16 protein-coding genes are annotated in these 22,121 nt (G+C 42.8%); 2 read left to right on the forward strand and 14 right to left on the reverse strand.

Annotated features, from left to right (window positions below):
- Window positions 1-111 precede the first annotated feature (111 nt).
- The gene (locus EXT47_RS09850) at window positions 112-1,623 is read right to left on the reverse strand and encodes a tryptophan halogenase family protein (RefSeq protein WP_039495533.1); all 1,512 of its coding nucleotides are present in this window, start codon (window positions 1,621-1,623) and stop codon (window positions 112-114) included.
- 158 nt (window positions 1,624-1,781) lie between these two features.
- A complete protein-coding gene (locus EXT47_RS09855) occupies window positions 1,782-4,640 on the reverse strand; it encodes a TonB-dependent receptor (protein WP_130126503.1) in 2,859 nt (952 codons plus the stop codon).
- Between the two features lie 635 nt (window positions 4,641-5,275).
- On the opposite strand from EXT47_RS09855, the gene EXT47_RS09860 reads away from it, so the two are divergent.
- Complete coding sequence (locus EXT47_RS09860; RefSeq protein WP_130126504.1) at window positions 5,276-6,898, forward strand: alpha-glucosidase family protein; 1,623 nt, start codon at window positions 5,276-5,278, stop codon at window positions 6,896-6,898.
- Between the two features lie 37 nt (window positions 6,899-6,935).
- Here the strand turns inward: EXT47_RS09860 and EXT47_RS09865 are convergent, their stop codons facing one another.
- The 7 genes from EXT47_RS09865 to EXT47_RS09895 form a co-directional block, all read right to left on the reverse strand.
- Window positions 6,936-8,546 (reverse strand): EAL domain-containing protein, encoded by a 1,611-nt coding sequence (locus EXT47_RS09865; protein ID WP_130126505.1) that lies wholly within the window; start codon window positions 8,544-8,546, stop codon window positions 6,936-6,938.
- Between the two features lie 110 nt (window positions 8,547-8,656).
- Entirely contained in the window at window positions 8,657-8,956 is a 300-nt protein-coding gene (gene ihfA, locus EXT47_RS09870; protein ID WP_010377997.1) for an integration host factor subunit alpha, read from the reverse strand.
- Between the two features lie 2 nt (window positions 8,957-8,958).
- Window positions 8,959-11,346 carry a phenylalanine--tRNA ligase subunit beta gene (gene pheT / locus EXT47_RS09875; RefSeq protein WP_130126506.1) on the reverse strand — a complete coding sequence of 796 codons (2,388 nt, stop codon included), beginning with the start codon at window positions 11,344-11,346 and terminating at the stop codon, window positions 8,959-8,961.
- 13 nt (window positions 11,347-11,359) lie between these two features.
- On the reverse strand, window positions 11,360-12,340 hold the full coding sequence (gene pheS / locus EXT47_RS09880; RefSeq protein ID WP_010604038.1) for a phenylalanine--tRNA ligase subunit alpha: 981 nt from the start codon (window positions 12,338-12,340) through the stop codon (window positions 11,360-11,362).
- An 83-nt stretch (window positions 12,341-12,423) separates the two neighbouring features.
- Window positions 12,424-13,128 (reverse strand): DnaA inactivator Hda, encoded by a 705-nt coding sequence (gene hda / locus EXT47_RS09885; protein WP_117332898.1) that lies wholly within the window; start codon window positions 13,126-13,128, stop codon window positions 12,424-12,426.
- Window position 13,129: 1 nt separating this feature from the next.
- Window positions 13,130-14,191, reverse strand: coding sequence for a DUF2066 domain-containing protein (locus tag EXT47_RS09890; protein ID WP_130126507.1), 1,062 nt, complete (start codon window positions 14,189-14,191; stop codon window positions 13,130-13,132).
- Window positions 14,192-14,314: 123 nt separating this feature from the next.
- Window positions 14,315-15,487 carry a sensor domain-containing diguanylate cyclase gene (locus tag EXT47_RS09895; protein WP_130126508.1) on the reverse strand — a complete coding sequence of 391 codons (1,173 nt, stop codon included), beginning with the start codon at window positions 15,485-15,487 and terminating at the stop codon, window positions 14,315-14,317.
- 179 nt (window positions 15,488-15,666) lie between these two features.
- On the opposite strand from EXT47_RS09895, the gene EXT47_RS09900 reads away from it, so the two are divergent.
- Window positions 15,667-16,107: a VOC family protein gene (locus EXT47_RS09900; RefSeq protein WP_130126509.1), complete on the forward strand. Its 441-nt coding sequence runs from the start codon at window positions 15,667-15,669 to the stop codon at window positions 16,105-16,107.
- 80 nt (window positions 16,108-16,187) lie between these two features.
- Here EXT47_RS09900 and EXT47_RS09905 read toward each other — a convergent pair whose 3' ends face one another.
- The 5 genes from EXT47_RS09905 to greA form a co-directional block, all read right to left on the reverse strand.
- Window positions 16,188-16,940: an ABC transporter substrate-binding protein gene (locus EXT47_RS09905; RefSeq protein WP_039495523.1), complete on the reverse strand. Its 753-nt coding sequence runs from the start codon at window positions 16,938-16,940 to the stop codon at window positions 16,188-16,190.
- A 225-nt stretch (window positions 16,941-17,165) separates the two neighbouring features.
- Window positions 17,166-19,964, reverse strand: coding sequence for a collagenase (locus tag EXT47_RS09910; RefSeq protein WP_130126510.1), 2,799 nt, complete (start codon window positions 19,962-19,964; stop codon window positions 17,166-17,168).
- 253 nt (window positions 19,965-20,217) lie between these two features.
- A complete protein-coding gene (locus EXT47_RS09915) occupies window positions 20,218-20,493 on the reverse strand; it encodes a hypothetical protein (RefSeq protein WP_039495521.1) in 276 nt (91 codons plus the stop codon).
- A gap of 358 nt (window positions 20,494-20,851) precedes the next feature.
- A complete protein-coding gene (locus EXT47_RS09920) occupies window positions 20,852-21,448 on the reverse strand; it encodes a hypothetical protein (RefSeq protein WP_039495520.1) in 597 nt (198 codons plus the stop codon).
- 168 nt (window positions 21,449-21,616) lie between these two features.
- Window positions 21,617-22,093: a transcription elongation factor GreA gene (greA, locus tag EXT47_RS09925; RefSeq protein ID WP_010377973.1), complete on the reverse strand. Its 477-nt coding sequence runs from the start codon at window positions 22,091-22,093 to the stop codon at window positions 21,617-21,619.
- Between the last annotated feature and the right edge of the window lie 28 nt (window positions 22,094-22,121).

A 22,121-nucleotide genomic window follows, 5' to 3' on the forward strand; every position in this document is an offset into this window, starting at 1 on the left:
AATGCTGTTTTAAAAGAGTCTACTTGCGTAAACGAACGTACTGAACCCATTACATATGTATTCAGAAAGACCCTTGATTAGATTTTATTTATAACGATTAATACCAAGTTACTAGTGAACATTTGCCGCAAAGCTTTCTAGCTCCATTCGGTGATCTTTAAAATTCAATCCACATCGTCTGATGAAGTCATTCACTTTTTCGATGTTATGTTGGTTTGCTAGGGCATTGCCTGACTTAAGCTGAGCTTGTTCTGGGTAGATACCATAACCTGCCAATAAACAATGCCAGCTGACTGAAGGGTAATATTGGTCAACGTTTTGGCGAACTAATTCATCCGATAAGTTGTTACCAGAAACCCAAGTCTGTAAAATTTGATAGAGTGACCGCGATAAGTGGTTATTGTTGGCATTATCAAGCCAGTAGTTGGTGTCAGTACGACTATTCACACGATAATGAGCGACGATATAGTCTCGAATAGCCTGATACCGTTCGCTCAAAGCGCGGTTGTGTTTATCTCTGTTACCATCGGTAAAATCCGCATCTTGATAGCATTCAATGAAACTTTGAACGGTTTCTTGGACTATATGCAAAGCAGTTGCTTCTAATGGCTCTATAAAGCCCTGAGATAAACCAATCGCTATGCAGTTTTTACTCCAATGCGCTTTAACTTGCCCGACTTTCATTTTTATATGCCGAGCTTCTACTTCTGAGTCCAACAAACCCAAAGCCGCCCTTAGCTCGGTTTCGGCTTGATCCGCATCGCAGTAACGCTGACTATAAACATAACCATTGCCGATACGGTTCGTTAGTGGAATGTGCCAAGACCACCCAAATTGACGCGCAACAGATTGTGTTTCGGAGCGAATAGTGTCAAGTTGCTTGGTAGGTATAACGACCGCAGCGTCGTTAAATAAATTGGACTCGAATGACTCAAAACCCACACCTAAAGTATGTTGTAGCAGTAAACTTTTGAAGCCCGAGCAGTCAATAAAAATATCACCAGCGATTTCTGTACCATCAGACGTTATCAGTGCCGCAATATCACCATCAAGGTGTTTCCGAACGTCGGTAATTGTGGCATCAATGTGTTTTACATTAAACTCAGCCGCTTTGCGAGCCAACAACTGGCCAAGCAATGCTGAGTCAAAGTGATAACCATAATTAATTTCGAATGGGAAGCTTTCTGCAGCAATTGGGGATTTATTTAAATCAGCCAAGTGAGTCGCTAAAAAAAAGTGGTCTGGGTGGCCTTCTACGTCAATCGCCTTACGCCGAACAAAGCTGTTATGAAAAAAAGCCGGTGCACTGTAGTCATCTGGTTGTGCAGGAAATGGGTGAAAATAGCTAGAAAACCCAGGTTTTGTCGACCAATCTATAAACCGAATGCCATTTTTATAGGTCGCATTACAAGCCGGCATCCACTCGGCTTCCGAGATACCTAAATAGTCCATAAATCCTTTGAACTGCGGAGTAGACCCTTCACCAACACCAATAGTCCCGATGCTAGAAGATTCAACCACAGTGATTTCTATCGCTTTATCTGCCCAGCTTTTTGCCATCATATTCGCGGCCATCCAACCTGCAGTTCCACCACCTAAAATCACTATTTTCTGATTTTTCATCGCCTTCGCACCTTAAACCTATTAAAAACCACGTATTGAAAGTGAAACAAACATATCAATTTAGATAATTGATGATAACCACTCATTGCGCTTTGAGCGATTATAAAAAAGCCACCAAAGCAGGTGTTACTTTGGTGGCCATGGATGCTTGCAACTAATTAGAAGCTATAGTTAAACCCTAAATAATACTGGCGACCAAACTCTTTGTACTCACCAGTGGCAAGTGCAGTACCATAGTTAGTGGTATTTGGCTCATCAGTTAGGTTATTAACCTGTAAGACGGCTTCCAAACCATTCTCAAAGTTGTACGATGCTTGCCAATCAACCACAGTATATTCATCAGCCCAAGCTAGAGAAGAGCCACCAGGTGAAGCCCCTTCATACACATACTCATCACGGTAACGGATATTCAGGTGTGTTGTGAACGAGTCTATGTTCCAAAATACCGTCGCACTCCAAACATTTTTTGATAGACCCGGGAGTGGCAATTGCTGATCAGGGAAGTTACCACCGCCATCTACCGTTGTTTCGCTCTCAGTATATGAATAGTTAGCGTTAAAACCTAAACCCGAAAAGACGCCCGGTAAATTATCAAACATCGTGGTATAAGCAAGCTCAATACCTCTTATGTATCCACCTTGATCATTGTTCTGAGTCGTTTGGTATTGACCTGCAACGAACCCATCTGGTACCTCTAGGCCAATATCAGCCCAGTCAACTTCACCTTCTTGATAAGTAATACTTTCAATCAAAGATTCAATATCTTTCCAGAATATCGCGGCAACAAAAGCACCACCATCTTCAAAGTAACGCTCATAAGATAAATCAATTTGAGTCGCTCTAAACGGGTCTAAATTTGGATTACCTTTTGACCACACATTATAACGAGGACTAGTACCATCATTTGCGGTGTCAGCCCAAGACCCTGCACCACCTCTAAGCTGGTAGACAGGTGGACGGCCAATAACTTCCGCAGCTGCAAACCTAATTTGGTCCGTGTCACTCACTCTGAAATTGAGGTTTAGTGAAGGCAATGTGTCTGTATACTCAGGACCATAATTAACATGACGATAATCGGTTCTTTCAACGCCATTGTCATCGATGATTGAGTCACCAACTTCATCGCCTTGGATCTGTTGAATGCCTATTGATTTCGTATCAGTTCTTACTACTCGAACGCCAAAATTACCCGTCACTGGTATGTCGGCAATTTCGGTATCTATATTTGCCATAATATAACCGGCTAATACTTCTTCTCGAACAGCTCCACTTTCAATAAGTGTCCAATTGTGGCCCCAAGTTTGTTGCGCCTCATAATTACCCGGACCAAATACTTCGTTAGCGATACCTTCAAGATCTAGTTCCAAATATTGGAAACCTCGAGTATCTCTAACCGAAACATATCCCGTCAAATCGTGAGGAATACACGGGTGGTTCTGATCATTAAATTCGCAGCCTTTGTTCGTGACGATGGTGCCATCCGGTAACTGGTAACCATTTTGACCTTCACGTGCGCCCCATCTAAATGTCGAGCGTTGATCCGTAAATTCACGGTCAGACCAACGCGCACCAACTTCTATCGAAGAAATAAAGCTGTTCTCAATAAAATACTTAAAATCAACCTTAATGCTATCTAACTCGTCTGTGTACTTGTGAGGGAATTGTTCCCAATCACCCAGTCGCATATTAGATAGGTCGGTATACCCGTTGCCAAGAGTTAACAGTGGTGAGTCTTTCTCTCTTTGTTCAAAAGAAAACGTTTGATTTCTTAATTCTTGCCAAGTGTTAACTAATGTTCCATCTTCCAGTGTAGACGTACCGTATTCGTATGCATGCATTGAAGCAATCATGTCTCTACGAGTTTTTTCCCCTTCACTATGAGCCCAGTCGAACTTTAATTCCCACGAATCTGTCGTGTATTGCAAGTTTAAACCAAAGCTGTCGGTGGTTGAGTCCGTTGATTGGTCTTCAGAGCGCATCTCAACCCATGGGCCATTGGGATCCGTAATAGTTACATCCCCAGCGACTAGAAAACCATCTTTAACAACTGCATTGTCAACCGTATACAACGAGTTAATATCTTTTGAAAACCCTTCAATATTTAAGCCGCTCTTTTTATCTTCCGATTCAAACTTAGAATGGAAATAATCAAATTGTACTTTGAATGCGTCTGTTGGCTGATACACCAAGGTGCTTAACAGGCCAAGTCTTTCATCGCTGCCTTTGGCTGAGCGATATTGAAAGCCATTGACTGAGCGCTCTTCAGTACCATCGCCATCAAAATCCTGAGAGCGTGTAGGTGCATGCGCTGAGATATCAATTGCGTTATTTGGTTGGTTTAGATACGCCCCACCAATCGCAAAACCAAGTGTCTCATTTAGGAATTTACCTCGGTATGAAAAACTAATACGTTCGCCTGTTGAATCCGCGCCTACATCTGACGCTGCATCATTGTAGGAATATCTTACCGAAGAATTAAAATTATGTTCTTTTTCAGCATCGAGAGGGTTTGCCGTTTTAAGTTCAACCGTAGCCGCAACACCACCTTCAATCAGCGATGCTTTTGGTGATTTATACACTGCGGCTTGATTAATTAATTCTGACGGATATTGGTCGAATGAAATCCAGCGACTACCTGCGGTATATCCACTGGTACTCGCCTGCTCACGTCCGTTTAATGTGGTTTGAATAAAGTCGCCGTTCATCCCGCGAATATTAAGTTGCGAAGATTGCCCACTTGCTCTTACCGCGGTGATCCCAGGTAGACGGCTTAGCGAGTCAGCGATTGACACGTCAGGTAAGGAAGCTAAGTCTCCAGCATCAACTACTTCTGCAATGGTGTCGCTAAATCTTTTTTTATCGATTGAGGCGATGATACTGCGCGAGATACCTCGAACTTCGATCACCTCAACGTTATTTTCTTCATTATTAGCAGTGTTATCTTCAACAGGAGCAGCATGGCTCACACCCGCAGCAATCAGCGCAAGCGTTAGCATACTCGGTTTGAACTTAGACATAATGTTTTATCCCAATTAACCATATTATATTGTGCGATTTGTTCATCAGGCGTGCAAAATGATGAAAAAACAAACGAGCACAGTTGTTGTCAGTCAAATACTAGCGGCTGATTAAATTTGTAAACAACTTTATGCATACGTATTCAAAGCTAGTGCATTTCAACGAAATTTACAGGCTTTTTACAGGAATAAAACTCAACCTTATGATAAATATATATTTTTATTAGTTAAGGTCATAAGACCGACGGCATTTATTTACCTGCTTTAATTTCACTAAATCTTAACTTTCATGGGCTATTATTGTCGACTGAGCATCAAAATATCCTCAACATGTCATCACTAGTCATACCCAAGTTAAATTGGTCTTACCAAAAGTTCACTCTCGAAAAGCTTTATTTGTCTGGTTATTCCTTTTTAAAGGCCAATATTGGTAAATTTATTTTATAAAATAAAATTATGTAAATGACTTATCATAAATTTACCCAACAAAACCTGCATACGTATGCAGGTTTTTTACAGCCCCATGAGCATGACGTATTCTTTGGCAAAATTAGTGGTGAAAGTGCCTAGCATAGTATTTACTTGATACTCAGCACTGCCACAAAACAAACACGCACATAGCCTGGAGAAAGTGCATGGCAAATAATGAATGGTGGAAAGGCGCGGTTATCTATCAAATATATCCGCGTAGCTTTCAGGACAGTAATGCAGATGGTATTGGCGACTTACAGGGTATTATTCAGCGACTAGACTACATTAAATCGCTTGGTGTTGATGCAGTATGGATTTCACCATTTTTTAAGTCACCAATGAAAGACTTTGGCTATGATATTAGCGACTATCGCGATATAGATCCTATGTTTGGTACACTCGAGGATTTTGACACGCTTATCAGCGAAGCACATAACCGTGATATTAAGATCATTATTGATCAGGTTCTTAGTCATACCTCAAATCAACACCCTTGGTTTGTCGAAAGTCGTGAAGACAAAACAAACGACAAAGCAGATTGGTATGTATGGGCCGATGCCAATCCAGATGGCAGTCCACCAAACAATTGGCTATCCATTTTTGGCGGTGTAGCCTGGCAGTGGGAGCCTAGACGTTGCCAATATTACCTGCATAACTTCCTCACTGAGCAGCCGGATCTTAACTTCCATCACCCTGAAGTACGTAAAGCCGTACTAGATAACGTCGAATTTTGGCTTAAAAAAGGCGTTGATGGATTTAGACTAGATGCAATCAACTTCTGTTTTCACGATAAGCAGCTTAGGGATAATCCAGCGAAGCCTATTGAGCTTCGTCAAGGTCGTGGCTTTAGCGAAGACAACCCTTATGCTTTTCAGTACCATTATTACAACAATACGCAACCTGAAAACTTACTGTTTATGGAAGAGATCCGTGCCTTATTAGATAGATACCCAGGCACAGTTAGCTTAGGTGAGATAAGCTCAGAAGACTCTTTGCAAACAATGGCAGAGTACACGGCCGATGGTAACAAGCTACACATGGGTTATAGCTTTGAGCTCCTAACTAACGACTATAGTGCAAAGTACATCAGAGAAACGGTTTCTCGCTTAGAGTCAGTCATGACCGAAGGTTGGCCATGTTGGGCGTTTGCAAATCACGATGTAGAACGGGTAGCAAGTCGCTGGAGTGTAGATGGCAAGGTAAACGATACACAGGTAAAAATGCTCACCGCCCTTCTCGGTTCATTGCGCGGTAGCGTCTGTATGTATCAAGGCGAAGAATTAGGACTTGGCGAAGCCGCCGTTGCCTTCGAAGAGCTGCAGGACCCATATGGCATTACCTTTTGGCCAAACTTTAAAGGCCGTGATGGCTGTAGAACGCCGCTTCCGTGGACGAAGGCAAAAACCAATGCTGGCTTCTCAGAGTCTAAGCCTTGGTTACCAGTTTCTGAAGCACATGCTCTACGAGCAGTAGACGAACAAGCAGTAGATAGCAATTCAACGCTCAGCTACTATCAAGCCTTTTTACAGTGGAGAAATGCGCAACCTGCACTAAAAACAGGTGACATTGAGTTTATTGATACCCCAGAGCCGGTGTTAGCTTTTTACCGTAAAACACAAACCCAGACACTGCTGTGCGCATTCAACTTAGCAGCTACTCAACAAAGCGTGACACTTCCTGAAGTTACATTGAGGCAGTGTGAGCTGAAGCACCTAAGCGGCACGGCAAGCGCAAATGTACTAACTCTTGATGCATTTGGTTGCTACTTCGCTGAGGTTGTACAATAGTTGGGCCTTTTTCTGAGCTTTGGTTAAATAAGAGCGGCTAAGCCGCTCTTTTGTTATCTAACACTTTACCTATCTCACGCTGTAGTTGCGGCAGTTCCAGTGCTTTGAAATAAAGCCAACCTTGATGCACATTCACCCCTCGACTTTTGAGATAACGAGCTTGAGCTTGGGTTTCTACCCCTTCAGCTATCAGTTTTTTATCCAGCTTTTCCGCCATATCAATCACTGCCGATAACACCGGGGATTGCAAAGTATCTAGGCCAATTGATGCAACAAAGCTCTGATCTATTTTTAGCAGGTCGATCGGAAAACTTTGTAAGTACTGCAAACCACTATATCCCGTGCCAAAATCATCAATCGCGATTTCTATTCCAGCACGTTTGAGCTCGGTGAGTACCGTTTTCGTTTGAGCCTGCGTCAGCACATCACGCTCAGTTAATTCAATAGTCAACGAGGATATTTGGTTTTTTGCAGCAAGTAAGGCATCGATATAGCGTTTAGAGCCCAGAAGTAAACCATTAACGTTAAACGACACCTTAAAGTCTGGCTGAGCGGCTAAGATGTCCGTCAAATCTCGCACAGCATTTTCAACTTGCGCTATCGAGATATCTAAAATAGTACCATCACGCTCAGCCTCTGGCACAAAGTAAGCGGGGCCGAGCACACCTTCAAGTGGATGACGCCAACGAATGAGTACTTCCACGCCCACTATCGATGGCACCTCAGCATTAACAAGAGGCTGATACACATTAAATAGCTCATCATTTGCCAATGCTCTTAATATTTGTGTTTTACTGCTTAGCTGGCGCTTGTCATAACTGATCAATAACAACGTGAGGCCAACCCAAGAGGCGCAATACAACACACTCCAAAGTACTAGCCACAACCACCCTAGACTCACTAGTTGCTCATCATTTTTTGCAATGATTAAGCTCATCTGCGGCAAACTCGGAATAGCTGCAACGTACGCAAACTTTACCTTTTCATCATCAAAGAGTCCTTCTACTGCGCGGCTATTAGCAGTTGGAAATAGTTTTTGGCGGATTGGCAAAGCATATTTACCATTTAAAAAAACCGGCACACCCGTGCTATTGTCAACCAAGGCAGCAAAATCGGTATTATGATGAGCCGAGATATCAAGCATACTCTTTAGCCAATGATCCGGCATCAACACATTTACCTCATAACCATCGTCTCTCGTGCGCGCTAAAACAAAGGCTGGAAGTTCTAAATAGTCGGTAATAATTGGGCCATAGTATCTAAGTCCGGGCTTTTTTATTGGGGCACTGGTATTCACAGGTGGAGTGAGTTGCCCAAAAGAATTGCAGACCAATTTCCCTTTACTATCTACGATCCCTATCTCGCTCATGCCAGGGTTTTCAAAAACCAATCGACGCATGCGGTGTAAACCCTCAGGGTCGCAATTTGGAGAAAGGTGGATGGCGTGTTTTAAGGTATCGTCTACAACGACAAACTCTTTGTTGATGTCAGATACAATTCGACTCGCTACGGTGACAAGATTGGATTTAGCGGTCTCTTTTTGATGCACATAAGTGAAGGCAGCCACAATTGAAAATACAAAGGTGCAAGACAACCAAGCAATAAAGATATTCTTAAACAACTTGCTTAAGGAGTGTGCTCCTCGCATAAGCTCCTCACTCCACGGAACGCAAACAGGCGCAGAGTGTAGCTTGAATATGTGACAAAACTATTTCAATATAAAAAAAGCCTTGGTATCACCACCAAGGCTTTCTTATATTACAAGTTTTTGCTTGTGCCGACCTCAACACGGGTTTTTAACTTTTGGCCAGGCCTAAAAGTTACCACGCGTCGCGCAGAGATAGGAATATCTTCCCCAGTTTTTGGGTTCCTACCTGGGCGTTCCTTCTTGTCGCGAAGGTCAAAGTTACCAAACCCGGAGAGCTTCACTTGCTCGCCGTTTTCTAGCGCTGAGCGGATTTCTTCAAAAAACGCTTCAACTAAGTCTTTGGCATCTTTCTTATTGATCCCCAGTTTTTCAAATAGGTGTTCAGCTATGTCGGCTTTAGTAAGCGCCATATCTAGTCCCTCAACGATGCATTGAATTGTTTGGCCAGTTCGGCCACCACGTTTTCTACAACCGCGCTGATGTCTTTCTCTTCGAGCGTTCTATCAACCGCTTGTAATGTTAGAGCAATGGCTAAACTCTTATGATCAGGTTCAACCCCTTGCCCTTTGTACACATCGAATAAGTTTAGGTCAACTAATTGATTTCCGCCAACTTTCTCAATGCACTCTAAAATATCGCCTATTTTTACGTCATCTGCAACTAAAATAGCAATATCTCTTCTATTTGATGGGAATTTCGAGATACTAACTGCTTCTGGAAGCAAGCGATTTTCTAAAGCAGCCATGTCGATTTCAAATACATATGGCGTATCTTTAAGTTCTAACGGCTTTAATAGCTGAGGGTGAACTGCACCGATGAAACCAACCTTTTTACCGTCTGCATAAATTGCAGCTGATTGACCTGGGTGCAAACCATCGCTCGCTTCTGCTTTAAAACTAAAGCGTGCTTTGTCGTTACAAAGCGCAAGTAATGCTTCTACATCGCCTTTCACATCAAAGAAATCAACTTTACGTGAAGGCACTGACCAATGTTCGTTATGCGTGTTACCATACGCGATACCACCGATCACAGCAGTTTGACGCACGCCGTTTTCTGCGTTGTCGTCTTTGATAAACTTAAGGCCCGTTTCGAATAAGCGAATACGTGACTGTTGGCGGTTTTGGTTATAAGAAACCGCATTGATCAAGCCTGTCATCAGGCTTACACGCATTGCTGACATTTCAACCGAAATTGGATGCGGAAGAATTAATGCATCTGCTTCTGGGTGTAGCTGCTGTTGTGCTTTTGGATCAACGAAGCTATATGTGATGGCTTCTTGATAACCACGGCTTACTAACTCATCTCTAAAACGCGCTACAGGCAAACGTGCTTCTTGATGATCTGTCATCTTTAACGCAGCGGTTGGTGCCACATTTGGAATATTGTTGTAGCCAAATACGCGCGCAACTTCTTCAATTAAGTCTTCTTCGATACTAATATCGAAGCGATAGCTTGGCACTTGAGCTTGCCACTGGCCACCTGCAAATGTTACCGCTAAGCCCAGACGTGTTAAGATGTCTGACACTTTAGCATCTTCGATATGATAACCGATCACGCGGTCTAAACGCTCACGGCGTAAAGTGACTTGACGCTCTTTTGGTAAATCAGTTTCTGACACAGCTTCAACAATCGGTCCTGCTTCACCGCCAACGATTTCAAGTAGCAAGCCTGTTGCTCTTTCCATCGCATCGCGCTGCAATACCGGGTCTACACCACGCTCATAACGGTGCGATGCATCGGTATGCAAACCGTAGCTGCGAGCCTGGCCTGCAATCGCAAGCGGTGCAAAGAACGCGCTTTCTAACAAGATGTCTTTTGTCTCGTCACTAACACCTGACTGTTCACCACCGAAAATACCTGCCATCGCAAGTGCTTTATTATCATCAGCAATCAGTAGTGTTGATGGATTAAGCTTCGCCGTGTTGCCGTCTAACAATACTAGCTCTTCATTCTCAAAGGCATTACGTACTTTAATTCCACCTTCGATTTGGCTTAAATCGAACGCGTGCATAGGGTGACCTAGCTCAAGCAACACGTAGTTCGTAACATCAACAACGGGATCAATCGAGCGTACACCGCAGCGGCGCAGTTTCTCTACCATCCAAAACGGGGTCTCTGCTTTAACATTAACGCCCTTGATCACACGACCTAAGTAGCGCGGACATGCTTCGCTGTTTACCAGTTCAATAGAGATTTTATCATCAATCGTTGGTGTAACTGGCGTGATAGCAACTTCTGTTACGTCGATGCTGTTTAGTACTCCAACTTCACGAGCCAGACCTTTGATCCCTAAACAGTCGCTACGGTTAGCCGTTAAATCGACATCAATCGTTACATCGTTCAAGCCGAAGTATTCACGAATATCTTGACCGATTGGCGCATCCATAGGGAGTTCTAAAATACCGTCTGAACTTTCCGCCATACCAAGCTCTTCAAACGCACACAGCATACCGTGAGACGGCTGACCGCGAAGTTTAGCTTTCTTAATTTTGAAATCGCCTGGAAGCGTTGCGCCCACTTTAGCAACCGCCACTTTTAAACCGGCACGGCAGTTAGCGGCACCACAAACAATATCTAGTAGTTCGTCTTCGCCTACGTTTACTTTTGTTACTCTAAGTTTGTCAGCGTCTGGGTGTTGACCACACTCAACCACCTCACCGATCACCACACCTTGGAAGTCACCGGCAACAGGGTCTACACCATCAACTTCTAAACCCGCCATTGATAATTGCTCAGATAGCGCATCAGTATCAATTGCTGGATTGACCCACTCGCGTAACCACTTTTCACTGAATTTCATACTTTTGTCGCTCTTATCTGAATTGGTTTAGGAATTTTAAGTCGTTTTCGAAGAAAGCTCTTAAGTCAGTTACGCCATAACGTAACATCGTCAAACGCTCAACCCCCATACCAAAGGCGAAACCAGTGTATTTTTCAGGGTCAATGCCTACCGAGCGCAGTACGTTCGGGTGCACCATGCCGCAGCCTAGTACTTCAAGCCATTTACCATTTTTACCTTTTACGTCCACCTCAGCTGAAGGTTCTGTAAACGGGAAGTATGAAGGACGGAAGCGAATTTCCATATCTTCTTCAAAGAAGTTGCGTAGGAAATCGTGCAAAATCCCTTTAAGTTCTGTAAAGCTCACGTTAGTGTCGACCATCAAGCCTTCAACTTGGTGGAACATTGGCGTATGTGTTTGATCGTAATCGTTACGGTATACACGACCTGGCGAGATAATTCGCAAAGGCGGCTGCTCAGCTTCCATAGTACGGATCTGAACGCCACTGGTTTGTGTACGTAGTACCAATTTAGGGTTGAAATAGAAAGTATCATGATCGGCACGCGCTGGGTGGTGCTCTGGAATATTTAGCGCGTCAAAGTTATGAAAGTCATCTTCAACCTCAGGGCCAGATTTAACAGCAAATCCTAGCTCACCAAAAAACTGCTCAATACGCTCAATGGTGCGAGTAACGGGGTGAAGGCCACCAGCTGGCATTGTACGACCCGGCAACGTCACATCAATCGTCTCAGCTGCTAGCTTCTGCTCAAGTGCTGCATTGGCTAACGCTTCACGTTTTACCGTAATCGCATCTTGTACTTGGGTCTTAGCTTGGTTAATCACTTGACCTGCATCTTTACGCTCTTCTGGTGCTAGTTTGCCTAGCGTTTTAAGAAGACCTGTGATCTCACCTTTTTTACCAAGGTAGTTAACTCTAACTTCCTCAAGGTGCGCAATTTCGCTTGCCTGCTCAACGGCTTCAAGCGCTTGCGCTAAAATATTTTCTAAATTCATTGTCTACCTGATCTTTGCTGAGGTAATTTGCTGTTATTTAATCTCTTATGATAACTGAATTGCAAGGCGATATTCTAGCCCTGTTACAGCTTTAAAGTGGCTTTTATAAAAGGAATTGTTAACTTTCTTTGCGCAGCCATGGATGCGTGATCGAGTTTATCCAATACATCAAGTAACGCACGCATATCACGACTCAATCTCGTGAGCAAAAATCGCGCACATTCATCGGAGAGCTCAAGGCCACGCATGTGTGCTCTTTTTACTAATGCTTCGGCTTTATCATCATCACTCATAGAGCGGATCTGAAAGGTCGTTCCCCAGGTTAGACGCGATTCTAAGTCTGGCAGTGACAAATTCAGCATGTTGGGCAACAGATCGGCAGTAACCACAAGGCATTTGCCTTTTTCATTAAAGCGATTGAAAAAGTTAAATAAGGCTTTTTCCCACGCTTCATCTCCTGCAACCAAATGCACATCGTCTATACAAACTACATCCAATGCATCGAGCCCATCTAACACTAACGGACCAAAATCCAACACTTCTCGCATCGACAATAAAATAGTCGAGAGTCCAAGCTCTTGCGCTTCAATGCACGTGGCATAAAGCAAGTGCGACTTGCCAGAGTCTGCCAACCCACACAGATAAGTGTACTGAAATCCGGTTAAACGACGGGCAAGACCATTTTTTAAGTGGCTTACTTCCAATGAAGCTTCGCCGCCAAAATACGAGGCAAAGGTTTCGTCATCAGGCAGCGTCACTGGCAACGCCATTTGACGTGGCGATTCCATCCTATTTACCCACCCAATTGTATTTAAGGTTGTTGTCGTCTGCGATTTGATAATAGGCCCTCGGGTCTTCGTACGCCTTAAAGCTTTGCTCCAATGCAATGGTTTTACGCAAGTCTGATACGCTTGAGGTATGTTCAATCGCAAATTTCACAGCTGTTTTCGCACGGTAGATCACATCAACATCCACCACGGTACTCATAGATAGCAAACGACGCTTCGCCATTTCTACATCCGTAAATGACTGTAATTGCTCAACCACAATTTCAGTTCGATGGGCTTCTAAAGTGAGATTAGGATCGATAACATATTTCTGAGCTAAGGTGCTAGATAACTGGTTCACCATATCAATAATAACTTGCTGCTTGTCACCAACATATTGCTCAGGCTCAAAATATTCGGCATCAGTGTAGCGCCAGTCTAGCTGCCAAGAATTTGTATGGGGAGGCTGGAACAAGCGTGCGGTGATAACTCGCTCCGCCTCATAACGCAATGACGCATCTTCTACTTCGTTAGAAAAGTTTCCCCACACCTCTGCGATACTCACATTGCTGCGATCTTCAAGATCCATCAAAGGAACAACCACTGGCACGCCCCATTCGTCTGCGGTGTCATAAATCAGGCGTTCGAGTTGAGGGTAACTTTCTTGCGTAACAAACTCTCGGCGGAAGTTATCTTCAATCACCATCCAAATCGCGACCATAGGACGGCGGTTACCCCAAAGCGGTAGGCCAGCTTCTCTGACTAGATCTTCGACCTTACCAGGCTCAAACTCCACCTTAATTTTGGTTACGCCTTGTCGATCATAATATTCATATCTCAGCATGTAATCTGAGATGCGCTTAAGGCTCGCTTGGATAGAAGGGTGAGAAAAATCATCGGCTTTACCTGTGAGCTTTTGCAACACTTTTAATAATGCCTGTTGGCTCGCTTGCGCTCGCGTTGCGCGAGATTTGTCGCTAACACTCAGCGAGGCTTCATATAAATTTTGAACTTCTACTGCTTTTGCCGTCATAGCAAAACAAAACAGTGCAATAAGGATCAGCCTGATGATCATAATGTCCATGTTTTTCTGACTATAAAGCCTGATCCTAAATCAATCATCTGCTTAAAGCAAAGGGCAACGAGCAATATCATGAAATTTTATAAAAACATGATAAATAACAAAATATTAATCTTATATTCAGTGTTATTTGAAGCTAAATGAGACCTGATTCTTGCCCTTTCCTTTAGACTCGTATAGCGCTTGATCCGCTACTTTTAATAACGATTCCGCACTGAATTCCACGCCCTCAGAAACCGCCATACCGATGCTACACCCAACATTGACCAACTCCCCATTGGTAAGCAAGATATCTTCATTTATCACACTCAAAAGGCGATTTGCTAAGCTTTCAAGCAAGTCTCTGGCAATTTTTTCATTAATCACAAAGACAAACTCATCTCCACCAATACGACACACAAAATCATACTCTCGTAACGCTTCTTGTAGACGTCTTGCTACATGTACCAAAACCTCGTCACCACTATGATGACCGTGATTATCATTAATCGGCTTGAAGTTATCTAAATCGAGATACCCTAAATACACATTTACCGGCTGTCGCATCGAGCGAGCAGACATTTTATTCAGCTCGTTAAAAAGGTATTTTCGGTTCGCCAGTTGCGTAAGATTATCGTGGTAGGCGTCAAACTCTAGCTTTTCTTGAAGTGATTTGCGCTTTTCGACCTCTGTTCTTAATTCTTCTAAACTCACACTAAGTTCATGGGTGCGCTTTTCTACCATTGCTTCCAATTCAAGCTCATGGGTTCTCAGGGCTGTATTCGCTTCAATGAGCGCTTGCTGGTTTGCAAATGCATCCATCGCAGAGGCAATAACATGACTGACGGTATACAACAAATCCACCATGGCTTCTGAATATTCATCGTTACGGCGGTAGGATTGGATCACAAACGCGCCTAAATGCTTGTCGCGATTGATTAGCGGAAAGCACAGCCATTGCTTGGGGAAACTGCCTAACATTTCAATAACCCCTTTCTCGGTCAGTGCCATCAAAGCGTGCTCAGAATAGTTCTTTACACTGTCAGAGCGCAGCGCATAACTAGTAAGCGTTTTGTCTATTTCTGTGCTAGTTAGGCTATTTAATTCCTCGAGCGAAATACTGTCTTTGACGTCATGGAAATAGGGAAATTCAAACTCGCCATCTTGTCTTTGCAAAACCACATAGAAATTGTCTGCGTAAGTAATTTTTTGCACAATACAGTGCACATTCAACAAGAAGTGCTCCAAAGATTCGCTGGTGTTTAAACACGAAACGATATCTGTCATGCTATCTATTACTTCAGGAAGTTCTGCCATCATTGAGCGCCCTTTTGAATCGTTAATTCTCAATCTCACAAAAGCTTAACTAGCAGTGCTAAAAATTACCAGAAATCAATTACTTTTTTATCCGCTCATCTAGATGCTAGAGGTCTGTTGACCTTTCAATCTGATGTGTAACACTTTAAAATTTGCTGACTAGAGTCTAAACGGAATACATAATGAAATACTTACATACTATGGTACGAGTACGTGATCTTGATGAATCCATGAAGTTTTATTGCGACCTCTTAGGTCTCGTTGAAGTGAAACGTTATGACAGTGAACAAGGCCGTTTTAGTTTAATTTATCTCGCCGCCCCTGATCAAGTTGAGCAGGCGCAGCAAAGCTTTTCTCCTACTATCGAACTTACCTATAACTGGGATCCGGAAGAATACACTGGTGGTCGTAATTTTGGCCACTTGGCCTTTGCCGTAGAAAACATCTATGCACTTTGCCAAAAGCTGCAAGATGCCGGTGTGGTGATCAACCGACCACCGCGCTGTGGTCACATGGCATTTGTTAAATCTCCAGATGGCATTTCGATCGAATTACTCCAACAAGGTGATGCATTGCCTTCAGCTGAGCCTTGGCAGTCAATGGAAAACACGGGTAGTTGGTAATAATTGCTGGTAATCACTAAAGTACCGGAGCGATGTATCTAACCTGAAATCAGAATAACTACGCTCCTTTCCCCCTTACTTCAATAAGCAAGATGGTAGCTTTTAAGCAATTTCACCAGTTGCTTTTTGAAAGGCTTGGAATCTAACACCTGTTGTAGCGCCTCAAAATCCGATGCTGAATCTTTAGGCGCCAATATTGCTCTAAAATAGGTTTCATGGGGATTTTGAGAAAAGTGGAACACTCGCTTCCAACCATTTTTAGCAATAAGATATTCTGTCGTAGAGCGACTGACAATGGCAATGCTCACCCGCCTTTTGAGGATCATCTCCAATAGTGCTTCTTCGGAATTTACGTTCACTCGCTGGATATTGGCTTGCTCCACTCCTTGGTCCAAGTGGCGATAGTAGTACCCAGCAATGGCGCCAACTTGATTACCGTACAATGAGCTTGGGTGATAATATTCAAACGGTTGCTCTACATGCGAGACGAATTCGTCCGTGTCATACATTAACGGGCCGCTCCACAAATACTTTTGTTTTTTGCGGTCATCAAACCAAGCTGGGTTTACCCCTAAAATAAATCCTTTGAGTGTTTGCTGCTCAAGCTGCTTATCTAAGCGTTTACGTGGTACAAAACGTACTTCTACCTGCAGCTCTTTTTGCACGGCATTAATCAGTTTTGCTAAATCAAAATAAAGACCTTTTTGCGATTCTAGATCAATAATATAGGGCGGCTTGTGATGATATACGTAGAGAATTTGGGTTTCAGCGGCTGTCACTGAAAAGGCCACCATTAACCAAGTGGAAATGGCAATAAAGTACTTTTTTAACACTGAGTGCCTCGTGTCTAACCTAAACTTTTAATACAGTCTAAAACTACAGCCTAGCTCCTTCTCGGCATATCGGTTAATTCCTTTCACATGTTTTTAAATGAGCAAAGGGACCAAAGGCCCCTTATTTTACAAAAATATAACAAAAACAAATTATGAACAAGTAATAACTGTGATCTCTATCACCCGTTTTATTACTTTCATTATGTCTGCCTTAGTATTAGGCAATTACTGACAACCATCTTTGTTATAAGACACTTTCAGCGCAGCCCCCATTGGTGCGCCTGACACTTTCAAGTATCCCCAATATTCAGATTGCGCACTTATCTCAATGCACTCTTGGTTACCTTGATTGAACGAGCTTGCATCCACATTAGTTCCATTTGGCCATCCTGCATTGCTGTATTCAAGCCCAAGATCACCACTACCATGAGCTGTTTTGATCACCACAGATTGTTGACCACTTACATTCTCAAGGCTAAACCACATCGGCTCTTGGCTTCCAAGGCAAATTGTTTCATCCGCTGCTAATCTACCATTAGAGACACTACCCTGCGACTGACATACGTCCTCTATTGTTGAATTTGTTACGATTTCTCCTAACAACTGCACATTTTCAAAGCGATTATAACCATGCAGCATAATGTAATAGGTGCCAGCGGCAGGTGTAGTAATTTCACATACCTCTTCGTTACCGGATTGATATGGTCTGCAATCATACTCGCTGAACGTTGGCGCCGAGCCCAACTTAAGGTAAAGATCGGCATCACCTGTACCTCCTGACGTGCTGATGACTAATTTATCAGTGCCAGCAGCGACATCGATTGAAAATGCAACTTGTTCATCTTGCTCGCCCGCAACCGTGACAGGTACGCCAGACTGTAGTTTGTTTGAAGTCGTTGCGCTTACAGTAGCCACTGTATTACTAGTGTGATTCAAACCGCTAGGATCGCTCACCGTTAAGCTAATTTGATACTCGCCTGCTTGCACATAACTGTGCGTGGGATTGGCTTCATTACTTTGGCTACCATCACCAAAACGCCACAGATAAGTGAGTACATCACCATCAGGGTCGACACTACCTTGGCTTGAAAATAGTATCGCTTGATTAACATCACCGGAGTATGGCCCATTAACCTCTGAAGTAGGTGCGTTATTCTGACCACCAGCAGCAAGCTCGTTGCACCATTGAACAAACTTTGATTGATACTGTGATGCGAGGCGGTCCATACGGGCTTGGTACGCATTCCAATTTGCTTGTCGCGTTTCCTGTCGCATTGCGAGCACTTCATCAAAGTGTTTTTCATATAGGAATCTCACCCCTAAATAACCCCAACGGTAAATTCTATCTTGGTCAAAACCGTCATACGTCGTACTGAATATTTCGGCTAGCGTATATACTGAGCCATCTTTGATTGTATCTATTGCGGCTTGATTATCATTGAGGTTTGCAATGTACTCAGCCACCCCTTCACTCCACCAAACGATAGGCTTAGTCGGAGCATTAAAGTCACCATAAAGATCAAAACGCCCATCAAGATAATGTACGTATTCATGCTCTAAGTTCCAGATGTAATGATCCGGCTTTGCATAACTGGCCTCGTATGCAACAAAATTAGCAACGTTATTCACATCGCTAGGATTACCCTCTAAATACATACCACCGTTGTCGGTGCTGATTTTAAAAATGGCTTTGGCATATTTTTTATAGTCTGCACTGCTATTAAAGATATTCACTTGCAGAAAATCATTGTTATCATCGGCAACCGGTAAGCGGCCTGTTTCCAACATGGTGTGGAATCGCCCTTCTTCCGCTTCCATGGTTTGACACGCTGAAGTCAATTGCTGAGCGGTGAGTGCTTGTGCTCTAATCTTTATTGTATCGCTACAACTATGTTGTTGAGAAAGTACTTTGCTCTCAAGTTCTTTATCAAAATTACAAATACCAAACTGGCCACAATCAGCATAATAGGTCGCGACATCAGCCGCAGCTAACCAGACACCATCGCCAAAACCATAACTGTTATAACGCGAGAATAAAGCGGTTAATTGCGTGTCGACTGACTCTTGAATAGCTGCATCATTGTATAATTTAAGTCGAGCCAATTCGCTCGCAGCATTGATGATTAGATATTCAGAGTCTGAATTTACCATCCAAGTTTGTGCGGTGAAGCTCCCTAGTAAACTCACCAATTGTTGATCGTTTTTAACCAAAGCGACAAAGTTATCATTCCACTGACCTCGATATAAGATAGTGAAAATGCCGTTTACCGCACTGCGCATATTCCACTTTTGAGCGTAACTTTCATTCCATTTAGATAGCCATGCTTTTACAACTGGCAGATAGTGCCCCTGTAGTTCCGATGAGTCCATTGTAGTAATAGCCTCACCGAGTACTTTACCATGAGCATCATTGTCGTCGTAGAAATGGCTATTACCAACAAAAGCATCCAACGCATCTTTCACCGCAGGCTTAACCCAAGTAGCAAAAGTCACCTGGTCATTGTAAAACTCAACATAAAAGCCAGCGCGAATAAATAAATAAAGCGTTTCGAGGTCGGCACTGCCGTTGCCTGAATAGCTTTGCGAAAGCGATTTGGCATTTTGCGCCGCAGCGTACATTTTATCTGAAGTGAATACTTGTGTTTGGATGCTGCTGTCAGCGGAGAACAAAGCATTGATACAGCTCGTACCCTGTTGCTTTATTTCAGTAACAATTTGGCTACTGCTCGCACTTGCTAAGCTATTTAAATCACATGCAGCAATCGCTTCACTTTGGCTTACTGCCATCGCTTGCAATAACTGCGTGTGTTTAGCAGATAACAGCGGCATGCTCCTAGTTGGTGTATGTGCAACGGGTGCTCTATCATGCAAATTTTTGTGCTCATGGCCATGGGAAATGTTCGTTTCCACTTGAACCGATGCATCGAGCGGCTTAAAGAGTCGCTGTGATTCTTGATGTGCGTTGGCTGAATTTATTGCTGTAAGCGCAGATAGCGCCAAAGTGAGTTTTGTAATTTTCATCATTTACCTTTCCTGTTGTGTATCCAAACCCGATTGGGTTATAGGTTTTTAACACTAAAATTACAATGTATACAATATATTTTATATAACTTTATGGAATAGTGGCTCGACGGAAAAGCCACCATAATCTTAAAAGCGGGTATCCAAAGGGGGAAGGTCGTTGGTTATAAATTCACCCAATTGGTTGATCTTTATGATTAAAAGTCCAACCAATTGACGAAAAGAAGGAATAAAAATTTATAGTGAGTGGAATAAATTAGATCTTATCAATATGGGAAATGGCGCCAGAAGTGATTTTTACTCTCACTCGATAAGTGGATAGCGTGATTGAATAAACACCGTCATTTGGTTTTTGTGCTAATAAATGCTGTAGCCCTAACAGCAACTCATCTGTATCGTTACCACTGCTGGTGTTTCTTGAATCTAGGTATTCTTTTCCCTGCTTCATAGCCTTATCCAATACCACTGAAGCGACTTGCTGAGTAGACTTATTTTTCAACGTCTTAAACAATGCGCTTTTTAATAAACTCATGGTTATTCTCCTGATAAAGATACCGGCTCATACTAACATATCATTTATGAACCGGTGCCTGATTGGTTTTGGGAACAATCCGAGTGTAACAAGCTCGCACTAAAAGTCTAAAGCAAATTCGTTTCAAACTATGTCAGATGTGTATGACCCCTACGCTATCTCAGCTAAATAACCTGAGGTTTGAATAAGGAATGAGCCAACTCATTGTTTTTAATAGCACATTAAATTATCCCCTTATCTAGTCAGACAGTTTTAGGGATAACCAGGCGAATTTACGCACCAATAGCTGGCTAGTGGCAGTGAATTCAACGCAGTTAGCGCTAAAACTAGCTGCTAGAAAGGCAATATTATTCGAAGCTCAGGTTAAATAATTTAGTTGCTCGGCAAGCTGCTTACCAGAGAAAAGCTTCGGTACAAAGTGTAATAGGTTCAAGGACAGCTGGTGCTCTGAGCGGGTGGTATTTACTAAACTGGGTAAAGTGCCTAATTCGCTGCTTATATCGTGCCAAACGGGATTTGCCTCATTGAGCTTGTCATAAGCAATCGTATTGAACTCAAAATTTTCAAAATATTCATCAACCAAAAACAAGGGCTGAGTGAGCTTGAGCGAATCAAGTAACTCACGAGAAAAACTGTGTCGAGCTTCTGAGCTTTCACTGGTAAAAAAGTGGCCTGGCAGGTTATAACCAATGATTAAATCAGAGCTTGCATATAAGCTGTTGGTATACAACAAAGCAGTAAGAATAAGGTAGGTATCGTATCTCGCTAAGCTCACCCCTTGCAAAAGCTCACTCTGCTTACTAAGGTCAATCGCACAGCGACTACGCATGGTACGCCAAAAACAATGTTGATTCAGGGAGAGGTCCCGCGCACCAGCGCCTGCCAACTTAGATTTCCAACTCGATATAAACAATTCAAACCCTTCTGTTTTGAATTGATCGACTTCAAATGACATCCATTTCTCCTAAAAATGTTTGTTCCAAAAATACATAGGCATCAAACAAAGCTATAAGAATTTAGAAAAATGGCAATTACACTGCATTACAGCAGAAAAAGTAAAAATAAAAAGCAGTTAAGACTGTTATAGTAAAAAGCCCGCGGATGCGGGCTTTAAAAGAAAGGATTACTTGTATTCAACTTCAATGATTTCATATTCAACAGCACCATTTGGTGTTTGAATATTCACTGTATCATCTAGTTCTTTACCGATTAATCCACGCGCAATCGGTGAATTAACAGAAATCAAGTTGTTCTTAAGATCGGCCTCGTCGTCACCAACGATACGATAAGTTACTTCTTTGTCTGTATCTACATTCACAATAGTCACAGTACTACCAAAAATAACCTTGCCGTTGTTCTGCATTTTGGTCACGTCGATGATTTGCGCTGTTGACAGTTTAGCTTCAATTTCTTGAATTCGGCCTTCACAAAAACCTTGCTGCTCACGTGCAGCATGATATTCAGCATTTTCTTTCAAATCACCGTGTTCACGCGCTTCTGCAATATCTGCAACGATTTTCGGGCGAACAACTTTTTTTAAATGATTCAGTTCATCACGAAGCAATTCTTCGCCTCGTACTGTCATCGGAATTGATTGCATAAGTATCTCACTCATTGCCAGAGCTGAC

Source organism: Pseudoalteromonas sp. CO342X (assembly GCF_004208915.1).
GTDB lineage: Bacteria > Pseudomonadota > Gammaproteobacteria > Enterobacterales > Alteromonadaceae > Pseudoalteromonas > Pseudoalteromonas maricaloris.